The 19,097-nt window shown below is 72.2% G+C and carries 14 protein-coding genes and 1 riboswitch; of the genes, 10 read left to right on the top strand and 4 right to left on the bottom strand.

Annotation, left to right across the window (positions count from 1 at the left end):
- Positions 1-77: 77 nt before the first annotated feature.
- The 4 genes from EDF48_RS04720 to EDF48_RS04735 all read left to right on the top strand — a co-directional run bounded on the left by EDF48_RS04720 (position 78) and on the right by EDF48_RS04735 (position 3,699).
- The gene (locus tag EDF48_RS04720; protein WP_123294030.1) at positions 78-899 is read left to right on the top strand and encodes a DUF4397 domain-containing protein; all 822 of its coding nucleotides are present in this window, start codon (positions 78-80) and stop codon (positions 897-899) included.
- A 101-nt stretch (positions 900-1,000) separates the two neighbouring features.
- Entirely contained in the window at positions 1,001-2,158 is a 1,158-nt protein-coding gene (locus EDF48_RS04725) for a glycosyl hydrolase family 8 (protein WP_131878441.1), read from the top strand.
- On the top strand, positions 2,155-2,859 hold the full coding sequence (locus tag EDF48_RS04730; protein WP_165932313.1) for a class F sortase: 705 nt from the start codon (positions 2,155-2,157) through the stop codon (positions 2,857-2,859). Before EDF48_RS04725 ends, EDF48_RS04730 begins: the two co-directional genes overlap by 4 nt.
- A gap of 45 nt (positions 2,860-2,904) precedes the next feature.
- The gene (locus EDF48_RS04735) at positions 2,905-3,699 is read left to right on the top strand and encodes a polyprenol monophosphomannose synthase (protein ID WP_123294027.1); all 795 of its coding nucleotides are present in this window, start codon (positions 2,905-2,907) and stop codon (positions 3,697-3,699) included.
- A 180-nt stretch (positions 3,700-3,879) separates the two neighbouring features.
- Here the strand turns inward: EDF48_RS04735 and treZ are convergent, their stop codons facing one another.
- Genes treZ through glgX form a run of 3 tightly spaced genes read right to left on the bottom strand, consistent with a single transcriptional unit; the run spans position 3,880 to position 10,363 of the window.
- Positions 3,880-5,634 (bottom strand): malto-oligosyltrehalose trehalohydrolase, encoded by a 1,755-nt coding sequence (gene treZ / locus EDF48_RS04740; protein ID WP_131878443.1) that lies wholly within the window; start codon positions 5,632-5,634, stop codon positions 3,880-3,882.
- Positions 5,631-8,132 (bottom strand): malto-oligosyltrehalose synthase, encoded by a 2,502-nt coding sequence (gene treY / locus EDF48_RS04745; RefSeq protein WP_131878445.1) that lies wholly within the window; start codon positions 8,130-8,132, stop codon positions 5,631-5,633. Before treY ends, treZ begins: the two co-directional genes overlap by 4 nt.
- The gene (gene glgX / locus EDF48_RS04750) at positions 8,129-10,363 is read right to left on the bottom strand and encodes a glycogen debranching protein GlgX (RefSeq protein WP_123294024.1); all 2,235 of its coding nucleotides are present in this window, start codon (positions 10,361-10,363) and stop codon (positions 8,129-8,131) included. The genes treY and glgX overlap by 4 nt, the downstream gene beginning before the upstream one ends.
- 129 nt (positions 10,364-10,492) lie before the next feature.
- On the opposite strand from glgX, the gene EDF48_RS04755 reads away from it, so the two are divergent.
- The 4 genes from EDF48_RS04755 (at position 10,493) to EDF48_RS04770 (ending at position 14,670) form a co-directional block, all read left to right on the top strand.
- Complete coding sequence (locus EDF48_RS04755; protein WP_111086838.1) at positions 10,493-10,813, top strand: hypothetical protein; 321 nt, start codon at positions 10,493-10,495, stop codon at positions 10,811-10,813.
- A 99-nt stretch (positions 10,814-10,912) separates the two neighbouring features.
- A riboswitch (TPP riboswitch) is annotated at positions 10,913-11,024 on the top strand.
- Positions 11,020-11,658 carry an ECF transporter S component gene (locus tag EDF48_RS04760; RefSeq protein WP_123294023.1) on the top strand — a complete coding sequence of 213 codons (639 nt, stop codon included), beginning with the start codon at positions 11,020-11,022 and terminating at the stop codon, positions 11,656-11,658. Its footprint overlaps the riboswitch before it by 5 nt.
- 2 nt (positions 11,659-11,660) lie before the next feature.
- Positions 11,661-14,099 (top strand): ATP-binding cassette domain-containing protein, encoded by a 2,439-nt coding sequence (locus tag EDF48_RS04765; RefSeq protein ID WP_243698035.1) that lies wholly within the window; start codon positions 11,661-11,663, stop codon positions 14,097-14,099.
- Complete coding sequence (locus tag EDF48_RS04770) at positions 14,092-14,670, top strand: ATP-binding protein (RefSeq protein WP_243698036.1); 579 nt, start codon at positions 14,092-14,094, stop codon at positions 14,668-14,670. The genes EDF48_RS04765 and EDF48_RS04770 overlap by 8 nt, the downstream gene beginning before the upstream one ends.
- A gap of 147 nt (positions 14,671-14,817) precedes the next feature.
- Here the strand turns inward: EDF48_RS04770 and EDF48_RS04775 are convergent, their stop codons facing one another.
- Positions 14,818-16,191, bottom strand: coding sequence for an MFS transporter (locus tag EDF48_RS04775; RefSeq protein WP_131878447.1), 1,374 nt, complete (start codon positions 16,189-16,191; stop codon positions 14,818-14,820).
- A 102-nt stretch (positions 16,192-16,293) separates the two neighbouring features.
- On the opposite strand from EDF48_RS04775, the gene EDF48_RS04780 reads away from it, so the two are divergent.
- Complete coding sequence (locus EDF48_RS04780; protein WP_131878449.1) at positions 16,294-17,727, top strand: LLM class flavin-dependent oxidoreductase; 1,434 nt, start codon at positions 16,294-16,296, stop codon at positions 17,725-17,727.
- Complete coding sequence (locus EDF48_RS04785; RefSeq protein WP_131878451.1) at positions 17,724-18,989, top strand: acyl-CoA dehydrogenase family protein; 1,266 nt, start codon at positions 17,724-17,726, stop codon at positions 18,987-18,989. Before EDF48_RS04780 ends, EDF48_RS04785 begins: the two co-directional genes overlap by 4 nt.
- Positions 18,990-19,097: the final 108 nt, after the last annotated feature.

The following is a 19,097-nucleotide window of genomic DNA, read 5'->3' on the forward strand; positions in this document are numbered from 1 at the left end:
GCATCCACGGCCCCGGGGCGGCCCGTAGCACCACCGCAGACCACTCGACCAGCACCACGACCCGAAGGAGCACGACCATGACCGCACACACCCAGCGACGCCGCACCGTCGTCGTCGGCGCACTCGCAGCGACCCTCGTCGCCGCGACCGTCGGACTCGCAGCACCCCAGACCGCCTCCGCCGCGACCGCCGACGAGGGCTGGCTCCGCGTCGGCCACCTCTCACCCGACACCAAGGGCGTCGACGTCGAACTGTCCAGCCTGTCCGGCGGCAAGACGATCTTCGAGCTCGACGACGTCACGTACGGCCAGGTCAGCAAGTACCAGGAGCTCCCGGTCGGCACCTACGTGCTGTCGATGCGGGCCTCGGACGCGCCGGACTCCACGCCCGTGATCTCCACCGACGTCAAGGTCGACAAGGGCGACGCGAGCACGGTCGTCGCGTACGGCAAGAACACCGACCTCAAGACGACGGCGTTCACCGACGACCTGCAGCAGCCCGGCGACGGCAAGGCGAAGCTCCGGCTGGTCCAGGCCGCCACCACGGCGAAGCAGGTCGACGTGAGCACCTCCGAGGGCACCGCCATCGCCGAGGGCGCGAAGTTCGGCACCGCCACCAAGTACGCCACCGTCGACTCCGGCAAGTGGACGCTCGACGTCTCCGGCAGCGGCCAGCAGGGCACCGCCAGTGTCGACCTCGCGGGCAACACGGTCTCCACCCTGTTCGTCCTCGACGACAGCAAGGGCGACCTGACGGTCGTGCCGGTCACGGACGCCGCAGCCACGGCCGCGACGCCGACCGGCGGCGTGCAGACGGGTGGCGGCGGCGCAGCCGCCGACCGACCGATGACGGAGGCCGTCCACACGGCCATCGCAGCGCTCCGCTCGCTGTACCGCTGACGCCCTGGCCGGGAGGCACGGATCACGTGCGCCGACACGCTCACGTGATCCGCCCCTCCCGTCCAGATCCATCGTCACCATCCACGGAAAGGCAGGCCAGCATGACCCGCAGGACCTGGATACCCGTCACCGCCGCCGCAGCGGCGGTGGTCGTCGCCGTCGGCGTCGCGCTCATCGCGGTTCGCCCGTGGGGGCAGGACACCGAGGCCTCGAGCGGCTCGGTCGCCACCCCGACCTCGACCAGCGCGCCCGACGCGGCACGCTCCCCGAAGGAGCTCCGCACGGAGTTCCTCGACCGGTACGTGCAGGACGGCCGCGTCGTCCGCACCGACCAGGGCGACGACACCGTCAGCGAGGGACAGGCCTACGGGCTGCTTATCGCCTTCGCGAACGGTGACCGCGACCGGTTCGACGACATCTGGAAGTGGACGAAGACGCACATGCTGACCGACGACGACCTGCTCGCCTGGCGTTGGACGCCCGACGACGGTGTCGCCGACGAGCAGCCGGCCAGTGACGCCGACCTCGACGCCGCGCGGGCCCTGGTGCTCGCCGGAGACGCGTGGGGCGAGGACCGTTACACGGCAGCCGGCAAGCGCATCGCCTCGGCGATCCTGGAACACGAGACCGCGACCACGGAACTCGGCACGATCCTGCTGCCCGGGCCGTGGGCGGACTCCGAGCCGTACCGGTACAACGCCTCGTACGCGTCCCCGGCAGCCTTCGCGGTGCTGGCGAAGGCCACGGGCGACGACCGCTGGACCGCGCTGAACCGTGGGTCCCGCGCGGCGACCGCGGCAGTGCTCGACGAGTCGCAGCTGCCGAGCGACTGGTCGCAGGTGCACGCCGACGGCACCGTCGACCCGATGCCCGCCACCGGTGGGGACCAGCGCGTGCTGTACGGATACGACGCGATGCGGACGCCCGTCCGCTACGCCGAGGCCTGCTCCGCCGACGACCGCGCCCTGGCCGGCTCGCTCGCCCCGACCCTGCGTCGGACGACGCAGCTCGCGGCGCAGCTCGACCTGGGCGGCACGGCCGTGACCGGGGACACGAACGCCTTGGCGTACACCGCCCGGGCCGCCGCCGAGTACGCGGCCGGTTCGTCCGGTGCGGCTGCCGACGACCTGGAGCGGGCCGACCGGACGGCTGCCACCACGCCGACCTACTACGGGGACGCCTGGGCCGCCCTCGGTTCGACCATGCTCACCTCGGACGTGCTCGGCGGCTGCGCGACGACGGCCGGAGGGGCATCGTGACCGGCCGACGGTCCGCCGGGCGCGGTTCGGTGTTCGGACGCCGTGGCGTGGTGATCGGGGTCGTGCTGGCCGCGGTCGTCGTGGGCGGCGGCGTCACCGGTGTGGCGCTCGCGTCGACCGTCGGCAGTGACGGGTCGGACGGGCGGGCCGGTTCGGCGCCGTCGAGTTCGGCGTCGGCTTCTGCTTCTGCTTCTGCTTCTGCAGGGTCGGGCATCGAGGGGTTCCAGGACCCGGCCGTACCCACTGCCCGATCCGAGGCGACCCCCGTCAGCGTCTCGATCCCCGCGATCGGCGTGCAGTCGAACCTCGAGGACCTGCACCGCGGCTCCGCCGGAGAACTCGACCCGCCTGTCGACTGGGACAGCGCCGGATGGTTCAGCGACGGCATCGTCCCCGGTGAGGTCGGCCCGGCAGTCATCGCCGGCCACGTCGACAGCCCGACGAGCGCCGCCGTGTTCTTCCGGCTCGACGAACTGGTCGCCGGCGACGAGATCCACGTCGCGATGTCCGACGGCAGCACCCGCACCTTCACCGTCGACCGCTCGGAACGCGCCGCCAAGTCGGCGTTCCCGACGAGCGACGTCTACGGCACCACCCCGACCCCCCAGCTCCGACTGATCACCTGCGACGGCGTGTTCGACACCGCCACCGGGCACTACACGGACAATCTGATCGTGTTCGCAGACCTCTCGTCGGACTGACCCAAACACCGACCGATACATTCGATGTGGAGCACGAGGAGCACCATGAGCGAGACCCTGGTCATCATCCCGACCTACGACGAGGCGGAGAACGTCCGTCCCATCGTCGAGCGCACGCTCGCCGCCACCGACGAGAACGTCCACGTGCTGGTCGTCGACGACAACTCGCCGGACGGCACCGGTGACATCGCCGACGCCATCGCCCGTGAGACCGACCGCGTGCACGTCATGCACCGCACGGTGAAGGACGGTCTCGGCGGCGCGTACCTGTCCGGGTTCGCCTGGGGCCTCGAGCACGGCTACGCCAAGCTCGTCGAGATGGACGCCGACGGCTCGCACCACCCCGAGTACCTGCCGTGGATGCTCGAGCTCGCGGACACGAACGACCTCGTCCTCGGGTCCCGCTGGATCAAGGGCGGCAAGGTCGAGAACTGGCCCTGGTACCGCGAGCTGCTCTCCCGCGGCGGCAACCTCTACACGCGCCTGGCCCTCGGCATCGCCGTCCGCGACGCCACCGGCGGGTTCCGGGTCTTCACCTCGCGGGCGTTCGAGCGGATCGACCTGGCCGGCGTCGCGTCGAAGGGCTACTGCTTCCAGGTCGACCTGTGCTGGCGTGCCCTCGAGGCCGGGCTGCGCGTCGTCGAGACCCCGATCACGTTCACCGAGCGGGAGTTCGGCGTCTCGAAGATGAGCGGCAACATCGTGCGCGAGAGCCTGGCCCTCGTGACGAAGTGGGGCATCGACCGCCGCATCCGCGAGACCCGTTCCCTGGTCAAGGACCACCGGAAGCTGCCGTCCGTTCGCACCAACGCGCACGCGGTGGCCGACCACGCGGCCTGACCCGCTGGGTCGGGGTCGGCGCTCGGGGTCGGCGGTCGGCCCGCGGCGTCGGTACCGCGAAAGCGACAGTGTCCCGCGAACTGTTCGCGGGACACTGTCGCTTTCGCGGATCGGCCGCCCGTGGGCAAGCCCGGGCCCGCCCGTGGGTAAGCCCGGCCCGCCCGGACGGCAGCGCAGCGACTAGCGCAGCACCACCACGCCCCGCCCGCGGAACCGCACGCAGTCCGTCGCGACCTCGGCCGCTCCGAACCGGTAGAGCTCTTCGCCGGTGGCACCAGGGACCGGCACCTCGGCTGCGTCGTCGAGGAAGTTCACCACGACGTGCACGGGTGCCGCGTCCGGTCCGAGCAGCCCACGCGTGAGCACCAGCCACCGGCGGTCCTCGCTGAACCGCACGGCGTTCGCCTCGTACCGGTGGTCGACGAAGGCCTGGTCGGTCCGGCGCAGGGCGACGAGCACCCGGTAGGCACGCAGGATCGCCGCACCCCGCTCGGAACTGACGTCGGCCCAGTCGAGCTTCGAGTTCGTGAACGTCGTCGGGTCCTGCGGGTCCGGCACGGCCGACTCGTCCCAGCCGTGCTCCGCGAACTCGCGGATGCGGCCCTCGGCCGTCGCCTTGCCGAGCTCGGGCTCCGGGTGCGACGTGAAGAACTGCCACGGTGTCGTCGCGGCGAACTCCTCACCCATGAACAGCATGGGCGTGAACGGGCCCAGCAGCGTCAGTGCCGCGGCGATGACGAGGCCTTCGTCGTCGAGCGTCGCCGCCAGACGGTCGCCCGCCGCGCGGTTGCCGATCTGGTCGTGGTTCTGGTTCGTGACGACCAGGGCCGTCGCCGGGGAAGTCCCACGGTCGATCGGTTGCCCGTGGCGCCGGCCACGGAACGACGACCACGTGCCGTCGTGGAAGAACCCGCGGTCGAGCACCTTCGCGAGCGCCGACAGCGGTGCGAAGTCGGCGTAGTAACCGTTCGTCTCGCCCGTCAGCGCCACGTGCACGGCGTGGTGGAAGTCGTCGGACCACTGTCCGGCGAGCCCGTACCCGGCGGCTTCCCGCGGGCGGAACATCACCGGGTCGTTGAGGTCCGACTCGGCGATCAGGGACAGCGGACGACCGACGAAGGAACCGTGGGCGTCCGTCTCGTCGGCCATCTCGGCCAGGACGTGCGGCCGCGTGGTGTCGCGGATCGCGTGCACGGCGTCGAGCCGGAGCCCGTCGACGTGGTGGTCGCGGAACCACATGCGCACGTTGTCGAGCACGTACCGACGCACCTCGGGGTGCTCGACGTTCACCGAGTCGCCCCACGTGTTCGCGAGCCCCTGCACCAGGTACGGCCCGAACAGCGGCAGGTAGTTGCCGCTCGGCCCGAGGTGGTTGTAGACGACGTCCTGGATGACGCCCAGGCCGAGTGAGTGCGCCGTGTCGACGAAGCGGTCGTAGGCGTCGGGGCCGCCGTACGGGGCGTGCACCGCGTACCAGGCGACCCCGTCGTAGCCCCAGTTCCACTCACCGTTCACACCGTTCACGGGCAGCAGTTCGACGAACTCGACGCCGAGTTCGACCAGGTGGTCGAGCTTCTGCGCCGCCGCGTCGAGGGTCCCCTCCGGCGTGTAGGTGCCGACGTGCATCTCGTAGATGACGGCACCGCGGGCTGGACGCCCGGTCCACGACTCGTCGGTCCACGCGAAGCGCGCGGGGTCGACGACGGCGGACGTGCCGTGCACCCCGTCCGGCTGGAAGCGACTGCGGGGGTCGGGTCGGACCGCGTCGTCGTCGCCGAGGCGGAACCCGTAGCGGGCACCGACGACCGGCATGATCGCGTCGGTCGACCACCAGTCGTCGTCGCCCCGGGTCAGCGGGTACTCGACGTCGTCGACGACCAGCCGGACGCGGTCCGGCTCGGGCGCCCAGACGGCGTAACGGTCGGGTGCGGTCATGCGTGACCCTCCAGGATGTCGATCTCCGCTTGCGCGTCGGACTCGGTCGCCGGGGTGGTCCGGGCGGTCGACCGGGAGGCCCGTCCCGCGTCGGACGCGTCGGTCACCGTGTCGGCGTGGCCGGGTTCCCCGACCGTGGCGGCCGGCACGAGCAGCGCGACCGGGTAGGTGGTGAGCAGATCCGCGAGGGCGATGCCCCGGCTGGCCGGGAAGGTCCTGCCGGTGAGCAGGTCGACCCGGTCGACGGGGACGGCGTGCACGAGGGTGTCACCCCAGCCACCGACCCGTTCGAGCCCGATCGGCAGTCGCGTGGCGATCGTCACGGCACCGCCGCGGTCGAACGCGACGACGTGGTCCGCCGCGCTGCCCGTGGCCTCGAGCGCGAGGTACCGCGTGAAGAGCTCCGGGTGGTCGCGCCGGAGACGGAGTGCACGGGCGGTCACGAGGAGCTTCGCGGCGCCGTCGATCCCGATCGCCGGGAGGTCCTCGGGGCCGTCGTCGTCCGGACCGTCGATCTCGGCGAGGACGTGGCGCCGTTCGGCGTAGTCCACGGCTCGGCGGTTGTCGGGGTCGACGAGGGACCGGTCCCAGAACTCGGTGCCCTGGTAGACGTCGGGGACGCCGGGAGCCGTGAGCTGCACGAGCTTCTGCGCGAGCCCGTTCGACCACCCCGCCGCGTCGATCCGTTCGTCGAGGGCATCGAGCACGGCCACCACGGCGGGCTCGTCGAACGCCGCGTCGACGAGGGCGTGCATGCGCTCCTCGAACGCCGTGTCCGGCTCCGTCCAGGTGGTGCTGTCGCCGGCTTCGCGTGATGCCTTCTCGGCGTAGGCGTGCAGCCGCTCACGACTCGCGGGTCGGGCACCGACGATCGCCTGCCAGAGCAGGTCGGCGAACACGCGGTCCTCGAGCGGGACGAGGGACTGCAACCGGTCGAGCGTTTCGGCCCACTCGCTGCCGAGCTCGGCCAGGACCGCGATGCGTGCGCGGGTGTCCTCGCTGCGCTTCGTGTCGTGGGTGGTGAGCGTCGTCATGGTGTGCGGCCAGCTGCCGAGCCGGTCGCGCTGCGCCTGGTGGAAGTCGGCCACGGACACCGCGAACACGCTCGGGTCACCACCGACCTCGCTCAAGGACGTCAAGCGGGACGTGCGGTAGAACGCGGTGTCCTCGACGCCCTTGGCCATCACCATGCCGCTCGTCTGCTGCAGGCGGATCGCGGCGGCGTTGTCCGGGTCGACGAGCGCCGGGGCGATCCGGTCGATGACGTCGTCGAGGTCGGGACGGGCCTCTGCCGCGCGTTCGAGCGCCGCGATGAGATGGTGGGCGCCCTCGGGCAGGTAGGTGCGGTACACGTCGAACGACGCCACGACCTCGGCGAGGGCGTCGACGAGCCGTTCGTGCGTGATCGCGTCCGCTCCGGCGGTGACCGGCGCGAGCAGTCGGGCGAGTCGCTCGACCTCGCTGCCGAGGATCCCGTCGGCGATGCCGCGGCGGGTGTCGTGCGTCAGCTGCTGCCACTCGGCGGGCTCCGCGCCCGATGCCGCGGTCAGCGAGGGTTCGCCCGCGGGGTCGACGAGCACACGGTCCAGGACGCCGAGCGCGTCGTACCCGGTCGTGCCGTCGACCGGCCAGGAGCTCGGGAGTTCCTCGCCGGGTTCGAGGATCTTCTCGACGAGGGTGTACGCACCGCCGGTCAGCTCGGCGAGGTCCTGCAGGTAGCCGGCGGGGTCGTACAGTCCGTCCGGGTGGTCGATGCGCAGTCCGTCGACGAGGCCGTCGCGGAACCAGCCGCCGATGACGCCGTGCGACGCCGCGAACACCTCGGGTTCCTCGACCCGGATGGCCGCGAGCGTGTTCACCGCGAAGAACCGGCGGTAGTTCAGCTCGTGGTCCGCACGCTTCCAGTGCACGAACGCGTAGTGCTGCAGCGCGTGCACGGCCTCGACCGAGTCGCCCGGGTGGGCGGTGCCCGGCGCGGTCGGGTACGCGGTGTCGCCGACCCGGAGCACCGGGTGCTCGGCGTCGGACGTGTCGAGCGTGACCGCGTCGAGCAGCCGGTCGTCGAGGACCGGCACCCGGACCTTGCCGTCGCCGGCGTCCCAGTCGACGTCGAACGCCCAGGCGACGGGGGAGCCCTGGCCGAGTTCGAGCAGGGACCACCACCACGGGTTGACCGCCGGGGTGGCGACCCCGACGTGGTTCGGGACGACGTCGACCAGCACGCCGAGCCCGACCGCGTGCGCGGCCTCGGCGAGGACCCGGAGGGCCTCGTCACCGCCGCGGTCGGTGTCGACGTGCGTGTGGTCGACGACGTCGTAGCCGTGGTTCGAGCCGGGTTCCGACTGCAGGACCGGCGACAGGTACAGCCAGTCGGCCCCGAGGTCGTGCACGTAGTCGACGAGGTCGCGTGCGGCGGCCAGGTCGAAGTCCGCCGAGACCTGCAGCCGGTACGTCGAGACGGGCGCGCGACGCCCGGCCACCGTCGTGCCGGTCGTCATCGCGCGGTGCCGCTCGGTGCGGTGGAACCGGCCGGGTTGGCCGGGGTGACGGCGTCCTGCGGGGACCGGGGCTCGGGGGCGCCGTCGTGGTGCTGGACCTCGACCGGGGTGACCGAGACCTCGTGGTTCGGCTCGGCACGCAGGACGATCATCGAGCGCGCGGGCACGTCGAGCGGGGTGCCCGCCTCGACGATCTCGTCGCGGGCACCGGGCTCGGCGGTGTCGATGCGGACCGTCCAGCCGGGTGCGTACTCCTCGGGCGGCAGCGTGAACGTCACGACGTCGTCGTGGGCGTTGAAGTACGTGATGAACGCCACGTCGGTGACGCGCTCACCGCGGGAGTCGCGCCCGCGGATGCCGTCGCCGTTCAGGTACATGCCGACGCTCTTGCCGAAACCGGAGTCCCAGTCCTCCGGCGACATCGCGTCGCCCTCGGGCGTGAGCCAGACCACGTCGGGCAGCGGCTCGTCCTGACCACGGCGCACCGGGCGCCCGTTGAAGTACCGGGTGCGGCGGAACGTCGGGTGGTCGTGGCGCAGCTTGACCACGTCGGCCGTGAACTGGACGAGGTCGTCGTCCGCGGTGTCCCAGTCGATCCAGCTGAGCTCGGAGTCCTGTGCGTAGACGTTGTTGTTGCCGGACTGCGAACGGCCGAGCTCGTCACCGTGGGCGATCATCGGCACGCCCTGGCTGAGGAGCAGCGTCGCCAGGAAGTTCCGGCGTCGCTGGAGTCGCAGGGCGTTCACGGACTCGTCGTCCGTCGGACCCTCGGCGCCGGAGTTCCAGGACCGGTTGTGGCTCTCGCCGTCGTTGTTGTCCTCGCCGTTGGCGTCGTTGTGCTTCTCGTTGTAGGCCACGAGGTCGTACAGCGTGAAGCCGTCGTGGGCGGTGATGAAGTTGATGCTCGCCTTGGGCGTCCGGCCATCGTGCTCGTACAGGTCGGCCGAGCCGGAGATGCGCGACGCGAACTCGCCGAGGGTCGACGACTCGCCGCGCCAGAAGTCGCGCACCGTGTCGCGGTACTTGCCGTTCCACTCGGACCACTGGGGCGGGAAGTTGCCGACCTGGTAGCCGCCGGGGCCGACGTCCCACGGCTCGGCGATGAGCTTGACCTGCGACACGATCGGGTCCTGCTGCACGAGCTCGAAGAACGCGGACAGTCGGTCCACCTCGTAGAACTCGCGGGCGAGCGCCGAGGCGAGGTCGAAGCGGAAGCCGTCGACGTGCATCTCGGTCACCCAGTAGCGCAGCGAGTCGAGGATGAGCTGCAGCGAGTGCGGGTGCCCGACGTTGAGCGAGTTCCCGGTGCCCGTGTAGTCCATGTAGAACTTCTTGTCGTCGTCCACCAGGCGGTAGTACGCCGCGTTGTCGATGCCGCGGAACGACAGCGTCGGCCCGAGGTGGTTGCCCTCGGCGGTGTGGTTGTAGACGACGTCGAGCACGACCTCGATGCCGGCGCGGTGGAGCTCCCGCACCATCGTCTTGAACTCCTGCACCTGCTGCCCCTGGTCGCCCGAGGACGAGTACGAGGAGTGCGGCGCGAAGAAGCCGATGGTGTTGTAGCCCCAGTAGTTCGACAGCCCCTTGTCCTGCAGGGTCGAGTCGTTCACGAACTGGTGCACCGGCATGAGCTCGAGCGTCGTGATGCCGAGTCGCTTCAGGTGCTCGATGACCGCGGGGTGCGAGACGCCGGCGTAGGTGCCGCGCTGCTCCTCGGGCACGTCGGGGTGGGTCTCGGTGAGGCCCTTGACGTGCGCTTCGTAGATGACCGTCTCGCCGTAGGGCGTGCGCGGTGCGCGGTCGCCCTGCCAGTCGAAGAACGGGTTGATCACGACGCCCTTCATCATGTGCGCCGCGGAGTCGTCGTCGTTCGTCGAGTCCGGGTCGCCGAACGTGTAGGCGAAGAGCGACTGGTCCCAGTCGATCTCGCCGCTCGTCGCCTTGGCGTAGGGGTCGAGCAGGAGCTTCGACGGGTTGCAGCGTGCACCGTTGTCGGGGTCGTACGGGCCGTGGACACGGAAGCCGTACTCCTGGCCGGGGCCGACGTTCGGCAGGTACGCGTGCCAGACGTAGGCGTCGACCTCGACGAGGGGGATGCACTCTTCGTTGCCGTCGGTGTCGAACAGACAGAGTTCGACGCGCTCGGCGACCTCACTGAAGAGCGCGAAGTTCGTGCCGCTTCCGTCGTAGGTCGCCCCGAGCGGGTACGGGTTGCCGGGCCAGGTGTGCAAACGGTCCTCCAGGTGATGGTCGCGCCAACATATCGGTGACACCCGTCCGCGTCCGCAGACAAGCACCAGCTGTGTACCCGTGCGCGCGTGGCCCGCCCTGTGGAGGAACGGACGAGTAGCGTCGCGCGCATGGCCAACATCGTCACGCAGATCGCAGACAAGGTACGCCCGATCGGCGTCTCCACGAACTACGGAGACCCCGTCGAGGTCGGCGACCAGACCCTCATCCCGGTGTCCCTCGGCTGGTTCGGCTTCGGGGGCGGCGGGGACGACGAGAACGGCGGCGGCGGTGGCGGCGGCGCGTCGATCCCGGTCGGCGCGTACATCCGTCGCCCCGGCAAGGACCTCGAGTTCGAGCCGAACCTCATCTCGCTCGTCGCGGTGAGCATCCCGCTCGTCTGGGTGACCGGCACCGTGCTCCGCAAACTGGTGCGCGTCCTGAAGAAGTAGCGACACACCGGACGGGAGGCCCGTGGCGGACCCGCCACGGGCCTCCCGTCCGATGTGTGGTCGCGACCCGTCACGTGGTCGCGACCACGTCTAGACTGCTGGGACACACACGGGAGTCCGGGACCGCCGGGCTGAGAGGGAGCGAGTGGCGCTCCGACCGTCGAACCTGATCCGGATCATGCCGGCGCAGGGAGGAGTCCAGCACCATGTCTTCTGGCACGTCATCAACCGTCCACACCGCCCCGCGGCGATCGCTGCGCTGGCGGGTCGTCGACATCGTCGTCGCGAGCGTGCTCGCGGTGGCACTCGGCGTCGTCTTCCGGCTGTGGGAATTCGGCTACGAACCCATCAGCGCCGTCATGGACCTCGTCCTCCCGGGCACGAAGGCCCTGTTCGGCGGAGTCTGGTTGCTCGCCGGGCCGCTCGTCGCGATCGTCGTCCGCAAGCCCGGCGCCGCGCTCTACGGCGAGATGGTCGCCGCGTCCGTCGAGGCACTGTTCGGCACGCAGTGGGGGTGGCTGACGCTCGAGGCCGGACTGGTCCAGGGACTCGGCGCCGAGATCGTCCTCGCACTCTTCCTGTACCGCGTGTACCGGCTGCCGGTCGTCGTCCTGGCGGGGGCCGCAGCCGGTCTCGCGCTCGGCATCAACGACACCGTGCTGTGGTACCCGGGTCTCGACGCCGCGTTCAAGGTCGTCTACGTCGTGTGCGCGATCGTGTCGGGTGCCGTCATCGCGGGCGCCGGCTCATGGCTGGTCGTCCGGGCGCTCGCACGCACCGGCGTGCTCTCGTCGTTCGCGGCCGGCCGGGAGCACAGCCGGCGTCGGCCGCGCGAACTGGTGTGACGGTGTCCGCTCCGTCGTCGACGTCCCCGGACGTCGTCGGCGTGCGCGCCGCGCGCATCGCGTTCCGCGACTGGGGATGGCGTTACCCCGAACGTGCCGAGTGGGCCGTCCGTGGCGTGGACCTGACCGTCGAGCCGGGGGAGCGGGTCGCGATCGTCGGGCCGTCCGGCTCCGGCAAGTCGACGCTGCTCCGGGCAGTGGCCGCCGTGCTGCCCGACGAACCCGACCCTACCGACGACACCGCTGCTTCCGTGCAGGGTTCGGTCCTGGTCGACGGTGCCGACCCCCGCGCGGTCCGCGGGCGTGTCGGCCTCGTCATGCAGGACCCCGAGGCGCACACCGTGATGTCGCGGATCGGCGACGACGTGGCCTTCGGGTGCGAGAACCTCGGCGTCCCGCGCGACGAGACCTGGACACGGGTGCGGTCGGCGCTCGCGGTCGTCGGGCTCGACCTGCCCCTCGACCGTTCGACCGCGATGCTCTCCGGCGGCCAGCGGCAACGACTGGCGCTCGCCGGGGTGCTCGCGATGCGTCCGGGAGCCCTCGTGCTCGACGAACCCTGCGCGAACCTCGACCCGGCCGGCGTGGCCCAGGTGCACGACGCCGTCCGCGCACTGCTCGACGAGACGGGGGCGACCCTGCTCGTGGTGGAGCACCGGATCGGCACCTGGCTCGACCTGGTCGACCGCCTCGTGCTGCTCGAGCCCGGCGGCGGGGTCGTCGCGGACGGCGCGCCTGCCGAGGTGCTCGCCCGCCACGGCGCCGCGCTCACCGCGGCCGGGGTGTGGGTGCCCGGCGCCGAGCCGGAGCGTGGCGCGGCCCGCGGGCGGCCTGCTGCGGCTGCGGCTGCGGCTGCGCGAACGGGCGAAATGCCCGGGTCGGCTGCCGAGGGGACCGAGGCATTTCACCCGCTCGGCGAGGGGGCGGGCGAGGGAGCGGGCGCGCTGCTCGAAGCGCGGGACCTCGGGACTGCCCGGGGCAAGCGACAGCGGGTGGGCAGCGGGATCGACCTCGAACTCCGAGCCGGACAGGTCCTGGCGATCACGGGGCCGAACGGGATCGGCAAGTCGACGCTCGGCCTCACGCTCGCGGGGCTCCTGCCTCCGGTCGCGGGGGAGCTCGCAGCCACGACGGACCTCGCCGCTGGCCTCCCGCCGGCACCGCACACGTGGTCGAGCCGCGGACTCGCCGCCCGCATCGGCACCGTCTTCCAGGACCCCGAGCACCAGTTCGTCGCCGGCTCCGTCCGCGAGGAGGTCGAGGCCGGCCCCCGCGCGATCGGCGCTCCGGACGCTGCGGGTCGGGCGGACGTGCTCCTCGGCGAGTTCGGCCTCGCCCACCTCGCCGACGCCAACCCGTTCACGCTCTCCGGCGGCGAGCAGCGACGGCTCGCCATCGCCGCGGTCGTCGCCGCGCGGCCGCCGGTCATCGTGCTCGACGAACCGACCTCCGGGCAAGACCGGTCCACGTGGGACGCCGTCGTCCGGCACCTCGGAGCACTCGCCGACGACGGCACCACCGTCGTCGCCGTCACGCACGACCGCGACCTGATCCGGGCGCTCGACGCCGACGAGGTCGTGCTCGCGGCGGACGGCGCCCGGCGCGTGGACCGCGACCAAGGGGGTGTGACGGCGACCACCCCGGAGACGGGGCCGACGTCGACGGGCCGAGCCGCGCCTCCAGGCCGAACCGACCGAGCCGACCGAGCCGCCGTCCAACCGGTGGCCTCGCTCGTCGGCGTCCTCGCGCTCGGCGTGTGCCTCGTGCTGAGCCTGGACGTCGTGTCCGCAGCCGTCGCCCTCGCGGTCGAGCTCGCGCTGCTGCCCCTCCTGCGGCTGCCGGTGCGGACCCTGCTGCTGCGGGTGTCACCGATCCTGGTGGCCGTGCCGCTCACGGCGGTGAGCATCGCGCTGTACGGGCGGCCCTCCGGACGGGAGTGGTTCGACTTCGGCTTCGCCCACGTCACCGACGGGTCGCTCACGCTCGCGTTGGCGACGGCGCTCCGCGTGCTCGCGGTGGGGCTGCCCGCGGTCGCGTTGTTCATCCGCGTCGACCCGACCGACCTGGCCGACGGGCTCGCGCAGGTGCTGCGGTTGCCGGCGCGGTTCGTGCTCGGGGCCCTCGCGGCCATCCGGATGATGACGCTGCTGGTGGACGACTGGCGGCAGCTCGCGATGGCGCGGCGTGCGCGGGGTGTTGCCGACACCGGACGGCTGCGGCGCGGGGCGTCGATGGCGTTCGCGCTGCTGGTCCTGGCGCTGCGACGGGCGACGACGTTGGCGGTGGCGATGGAGTCGCGCGGGTTCGGGGCTCCCGGGCGACGCACGTGGGCGCGGGTCGCCCGGTTCGCGTGGCCGGAGTGGGCGATGGTGGCGGTGCTCGTCGGGATCGGTGTCGCGTCGATCGCGGTCGCCGTGGCAGCGGGGACCTGGCGTGCGTGAGTCGGCGGGCCCGGTGGACCCGGTGGACCCGGTGGACCCGGCAGACGGCGGAGGCCTCGCCGCAGGCGTCGCCGCAGCCGCTGCCGGTGTTGCGGCGGCATCGGGCGGGCGCCTCGTGGTCCTCGTCGACGGCCGCTCCGGCACCGGCAAGACGACCCTCGGCGACCAGCTCGCGCAGCTGCTGGGGGCGCAGGTCGTGCACCTCGACGACGTCTACCCGGGGTGGGACGGACTCCGCGCGGCGGCCGACGCCGTGGCCCGCGACGTGCTCGGGCCTCCCGGCGGGTACCGCCGTTGGGACTGGGTGGCCGACGGCCCGGCGGAGTGGACCGCGGTCGACCCCGACCTGCCGATCGTGATCGAGGGCTGCGGGGCGGTGTCCCGGGCGTCGGCGCCGCTGGCTTCGTTGGCAGTGTGGCTCGAGGCCGACGACGCAGTCCGCTGGGACCGGGCGATCGGCCGCGACGGCGACACCTTCGCGCGCGAGTGGGACCGGTGGGCGGCGCAGGAGCAGGACTTCATCGCCGCCGAGGACCCGGCGTCCCTGGCCGACGTGGTGCTGCGGACGTAGCGGGTCGCCGCGAGTCTCGGGCTGGCCGCGCCGAGTCTCGGGCTGGCCGCGCCGAGTCTCGGGCTGGCCGCGCCGAGTCTCGGGCAGGCCGCGCCGAGCCTCGGGCTGCGCGACAGTTCACGGACGCCCGAGCGCGAGAACTGTCGCTCACCGCGAGACTCGGCCCCGCACGCGGCCCCGCGCAGCAGCGCCGCCCCGCGCCCGCGCGACCGGGTCCACCGCGAACACCGCCGCCACGATGGTCAGCACCGCGTACACCCCGAGGTACCCGCACAGGATCCACGGCGAGCCCCCACCGAGCTCCACGAACACCGCAGCGAGCAGCGGCGTCAGCCCGACGGAGAAGATCGACCCGATCTGGTACCCGAGCGACATCCCCGAGTACCGCCGACCGGTCGGGAACTGCTCCGCGAACCAGGCTGCCTGCGGCCCGTAGATGCTGTCGTGGAAGACGCACATCCCGATCAGGGCCACGAGCGGCAGCAGCACGAGCGGCCCGGCGTCGAGGAACGCGAAGAACGGCCAGATGAGCACGGCGATGCCGACGGCCGACCAGATCGTGAGCACGCGGCGTCCCACCCGGTCGGACAGCCACCCCCAGAACGGCGTCGACACGAGCGACACCGCCGAGATGACGAGCACCGCCTGCAGCCCGGCGTCCGAGCCCGACGGCCCCCGTGCGGCTGCGAGGTAGGTCAGCGAGTACGTCGTCAGGATCGAGTAGAGCGCGGGTTGCACCAGGCGCAGTCCGGCGGTCACCAGGATCGCGCGCGGGTGGTGTCGGATCGCCTGCCAGACCGGGAACCGTTCGACCCCGCCGGAGGCCCGCAGCTCCTGGAACACCGGAGCGTCCTGCACGCCGAGCCGCATCACCAGGCCGACGGCCACGATCACCGCGGAGAACAGGAACGGCAGCCGCCAGCCCCAGGCCAGGAACACCTCGTTGCCGAGCAGGGACCGCACCAGGGTGAACACGCCGGTCGCGAGCAGCATCCCACCCGCCGACCCCATCTGCGTGAACGCCCCGAACAGCCCGCGGTGCCGTTCGGGTGCGTGCTCGACGGACAGCAGCGCGGACCCGCCCCACTCCGCGCCGGCGGCGACGCCCTGCAGCAGCCGCAGGAACACCAGCGCGACGACCGCACCGACCCCGATGGTCGCCGCCGACGGCACGACCCCGGTCAGGGTCGACGCGATGCCCATCAGCACCAGGGAGGCGACGAGCAGCTTCTTCCGTCCGATGCGGTCACCCAGGTGCCCGGCGATCACCCCGCCGAGCGGCCGCGCGACGAAGCCGACCCCGTAGGTCGCGAACGACGCGATCACGCCGACCGCCGGCGTCACCGACGGGAAGAACGTGGGCGCGAACACCAGGGCGGACGCCGTCGCGTACAGGTAGAAGTCGTAGTACTCGACCGTCGTGCCGACGAACGAGGCGAGGGCGACCCGACGACGGGTCGCGGTGGTCGACGGTGCGGCGGGACGGCCGGGAGGCGCGGTGACGGTGCTCGGGGTCGGCATGCCTCAGGAGCATGGTCGCCTCCAGGGCCGGGGGGAACACCGCGCGTAACGGAAGGTCACGTCGCTGTCGTCGGGCGGTGCCCGCCGACCACGATGGGGTGCATGAGCGATGCATCGAACCGACCGCTGCGCTTCGCGGCCTTCGTCATGAACACGACGTCGCACATCCAGCACGGCCTCTGGCGGCACCCGGACGCCCGCCAGGCCGACTTCGACGACGTCACGCTCTGGACCGACCTGGCGAGGACCCTCGAGCGCGGCAAGTTCGACGCGATGTTCTTCGCCGACGTCGTCGGGACCTACGGGCCGGGGCGCGGCGACTACTCGACCAACCTGCGCGAGGGGCTGCAGATCCCCTCGAACGACCCCTCGGTGCTGCTCTCCGCGCTCGCCGTGTCGACCGAGCACCTCGGCCTGGCGTTCACGTCGAGCGTCATCCAGTCCCACCCGTTCGACTTCGCCCGCAAGGTCTCCACCCTCGACCACATCACCCGGGGCCGGATCGGCTGGAACGTCGTCACGAGCGCCCTCGACAGCGCCGCCCGGAACTTCGGCGCCGACCGGCTCGAGGAGCACGACGAGCGGTACGTCTGGGCCGAGGAGTACCTCGAGGTCTGCGCGAAGCTCTGGGAGGGCTCGTGGGAGGACGGCGCCGTCCTGAAGGACCCGGTGCGTGGCTACGCCGACCCCGACAAGGTGCACCGCATCGACCACCACGGGAAGCGCTACGACGTGCAGGGGCCGCACCTGAGCGCACCGAGCCCGCAGCGGACGCCCGTGCTGTTCCAGGCCGGCTCCTCGCCCGCCGGTCGGGCCTTCGCCGCGCGGAACGCCGAGGCCCAGTTCATCCTGACCTCGAACCGCGACGCCACCGAGCAGCTCATCCGCGAGACCCGCGACCTCGCCCAGGCCGCGGGGCGTCGGCGGGAGGACATCGCGTTCTTCCTCGGGCTGACCTTCGTCACCGGGTCCACCGAGGCCGAGGCGAAGGCGAAGGAAGCGGAGATCGACGAGTACCTGGCCGCCGACGGCTTCCTGGTGCACTCGAACCTCGGCTTCGACCCGGACACCGGCGAGGCCCTCGACCCGGACACCCCGCTGTCCGAGGTCCGCACCCACGCCGGGCAGTCGCACCTGCAGTGGCTCCGCGAGGCCGCCGGCGACCGCGAACCCACGATCGCCGACCTCGCCCGCCTGTCCGCCAAGCTCCGTGCCCGGGTCGTCGGCACGCCCGACCAGATCGCCGACGAACTCGCGGACTGGCAGCGCGTCGGCGTCGACGGGGTGAACGTCATCAACTGGACCTTGCCCGGTTCGTACGAGGAGTTCGTCGACCACATCGCGCCCACCCTGCAGGAGCGTGGGCTGATGCAGTCCGAGTACCGCGAGGGCACCCTGCGCGAGAAGCTCTTCGGGCACCCGCAGCTGCCGGACTCGCACCCCGCCCGGCAGTGGCGCGGCGCGTTCACGGGCGGCGCGAGCGCGACCGTGACGGCGCCTGCGGACGCGGCAAGTGCCGTGGAGGTGACCGCATGACGGACGCGACGACGACCGACGGACGGGTGACGGGCTTCCCGGCCGATCGTCTGGCGACCCTGCGCGAACGCTTCGCACCCGTGTTCGCGACCATCCGCGAGGGCGCGGTCGAGCGTGAGCTCGCGTCCGGCACCCCCGGCGACCGGCCGATGCCGCACGCCGAGGTCCGCGCACTCGCCGACGCCGGGTTCGGCCGGCTACGCGTGCCCGAGGACCGCGGCGGCTTCGGCGTGACCCTGGTCGAACTCGTGCACCTGGTGGCGGACCTGGCGGCGGCGGACTCGAACATCGCGCACCTGTGGCGTGGGCACTTCGGGTACACCGAACTCGTGCTGCTCCGGCCCTCGTCAGCCGGACGGGACGAGTGGCTCCAGCGGATCGTCGACGGGGCGATCGTGGGGAACGCGACCTCGGAGCGGACCGGCACGACACTGGCCGACATCTCGACGACGGTGACGACTGCTGGCGAGTCCTTTCGTCTGGACGGGACGAAGTTCTACTCGACCGGCACGCTCTACGCCGACTGGATCTACCTGGCCGCGGACCGCTCGGGCGACCGCGTGACGTTCGCCGTGCCGGTCGACGCGCCGGGCGTGACGAGCGTCGACGACTGGGACGGGTTCGGCCAGCGGCTGACCGCATCCGGCACCACCGTGTTCGAGGGGGTGCCCGTCGACCCCGCCGTGGTGTCGGCGTACAAGGACGCGCCGCTGTCGCACATCCAGGCCTTCTTCCAGCTGTACCTGTTGGCCGTGTTGGCCGGGATCGGACAGGCGGTGTCCGACGATGCGGTCGCCTTCGTGCGGCCGCGGACCCGGACGTACATCCACGCGAACGCGGCGACGCCAGGGGAGGATCCGCAGGTGCTGGCGGTCCTCGGTCGGTTGTCCGCCGGGGCGTTCACCGCCCGTTCGCTCGTCGTCGCTGCCGCGGGGCTGCTCGACCAGGTCGTCGCGACGAACGAGCCCGGGGTCGGGGTCGACCGCGTACTGCTCGACGCCGCCGAGAACGCCGTGTACCAGGCGCAGGTCGAGATCGGGCCGCGGGTACTCCGGTCGTGCTCCGAGCTGTTCGAGGTCGGTGGGGCGTCTGCTGCCGACCGGACGCGCGCGCTGGACCGGCACTGGCGGAACGCCCGCGTCGTGGCGTCGCACAACCCGGCGGTCTACAAGGAGCGGCTCGTGGGGGAGTACGCGCTGCACGGGCGGGGGCCGGTGGACGCGTGGGAGAAGTACCACGAGGTGGGGCCGACGCGGTTCTGAGGGGGCGGGGGCTGCTGCGGCTGCGGGCGCGGCGCGCGCGCGGCGCGGGCACGTCGCGACCTTTCGCGGGGAGCGACAGTTCTCGCGCTCGTGCGCCCGAGGAGTGTC

The sequence above is a fragment of the Curtobacterium sp. PhB191 genome (assembly GCF_004346515.1).
Taxonomy (GTDB): domain Bacteria; phylum Actinomycetota; class Actinomycetes; order Actinomycetales; family Microbacteriaceae; genus Curtobacterium.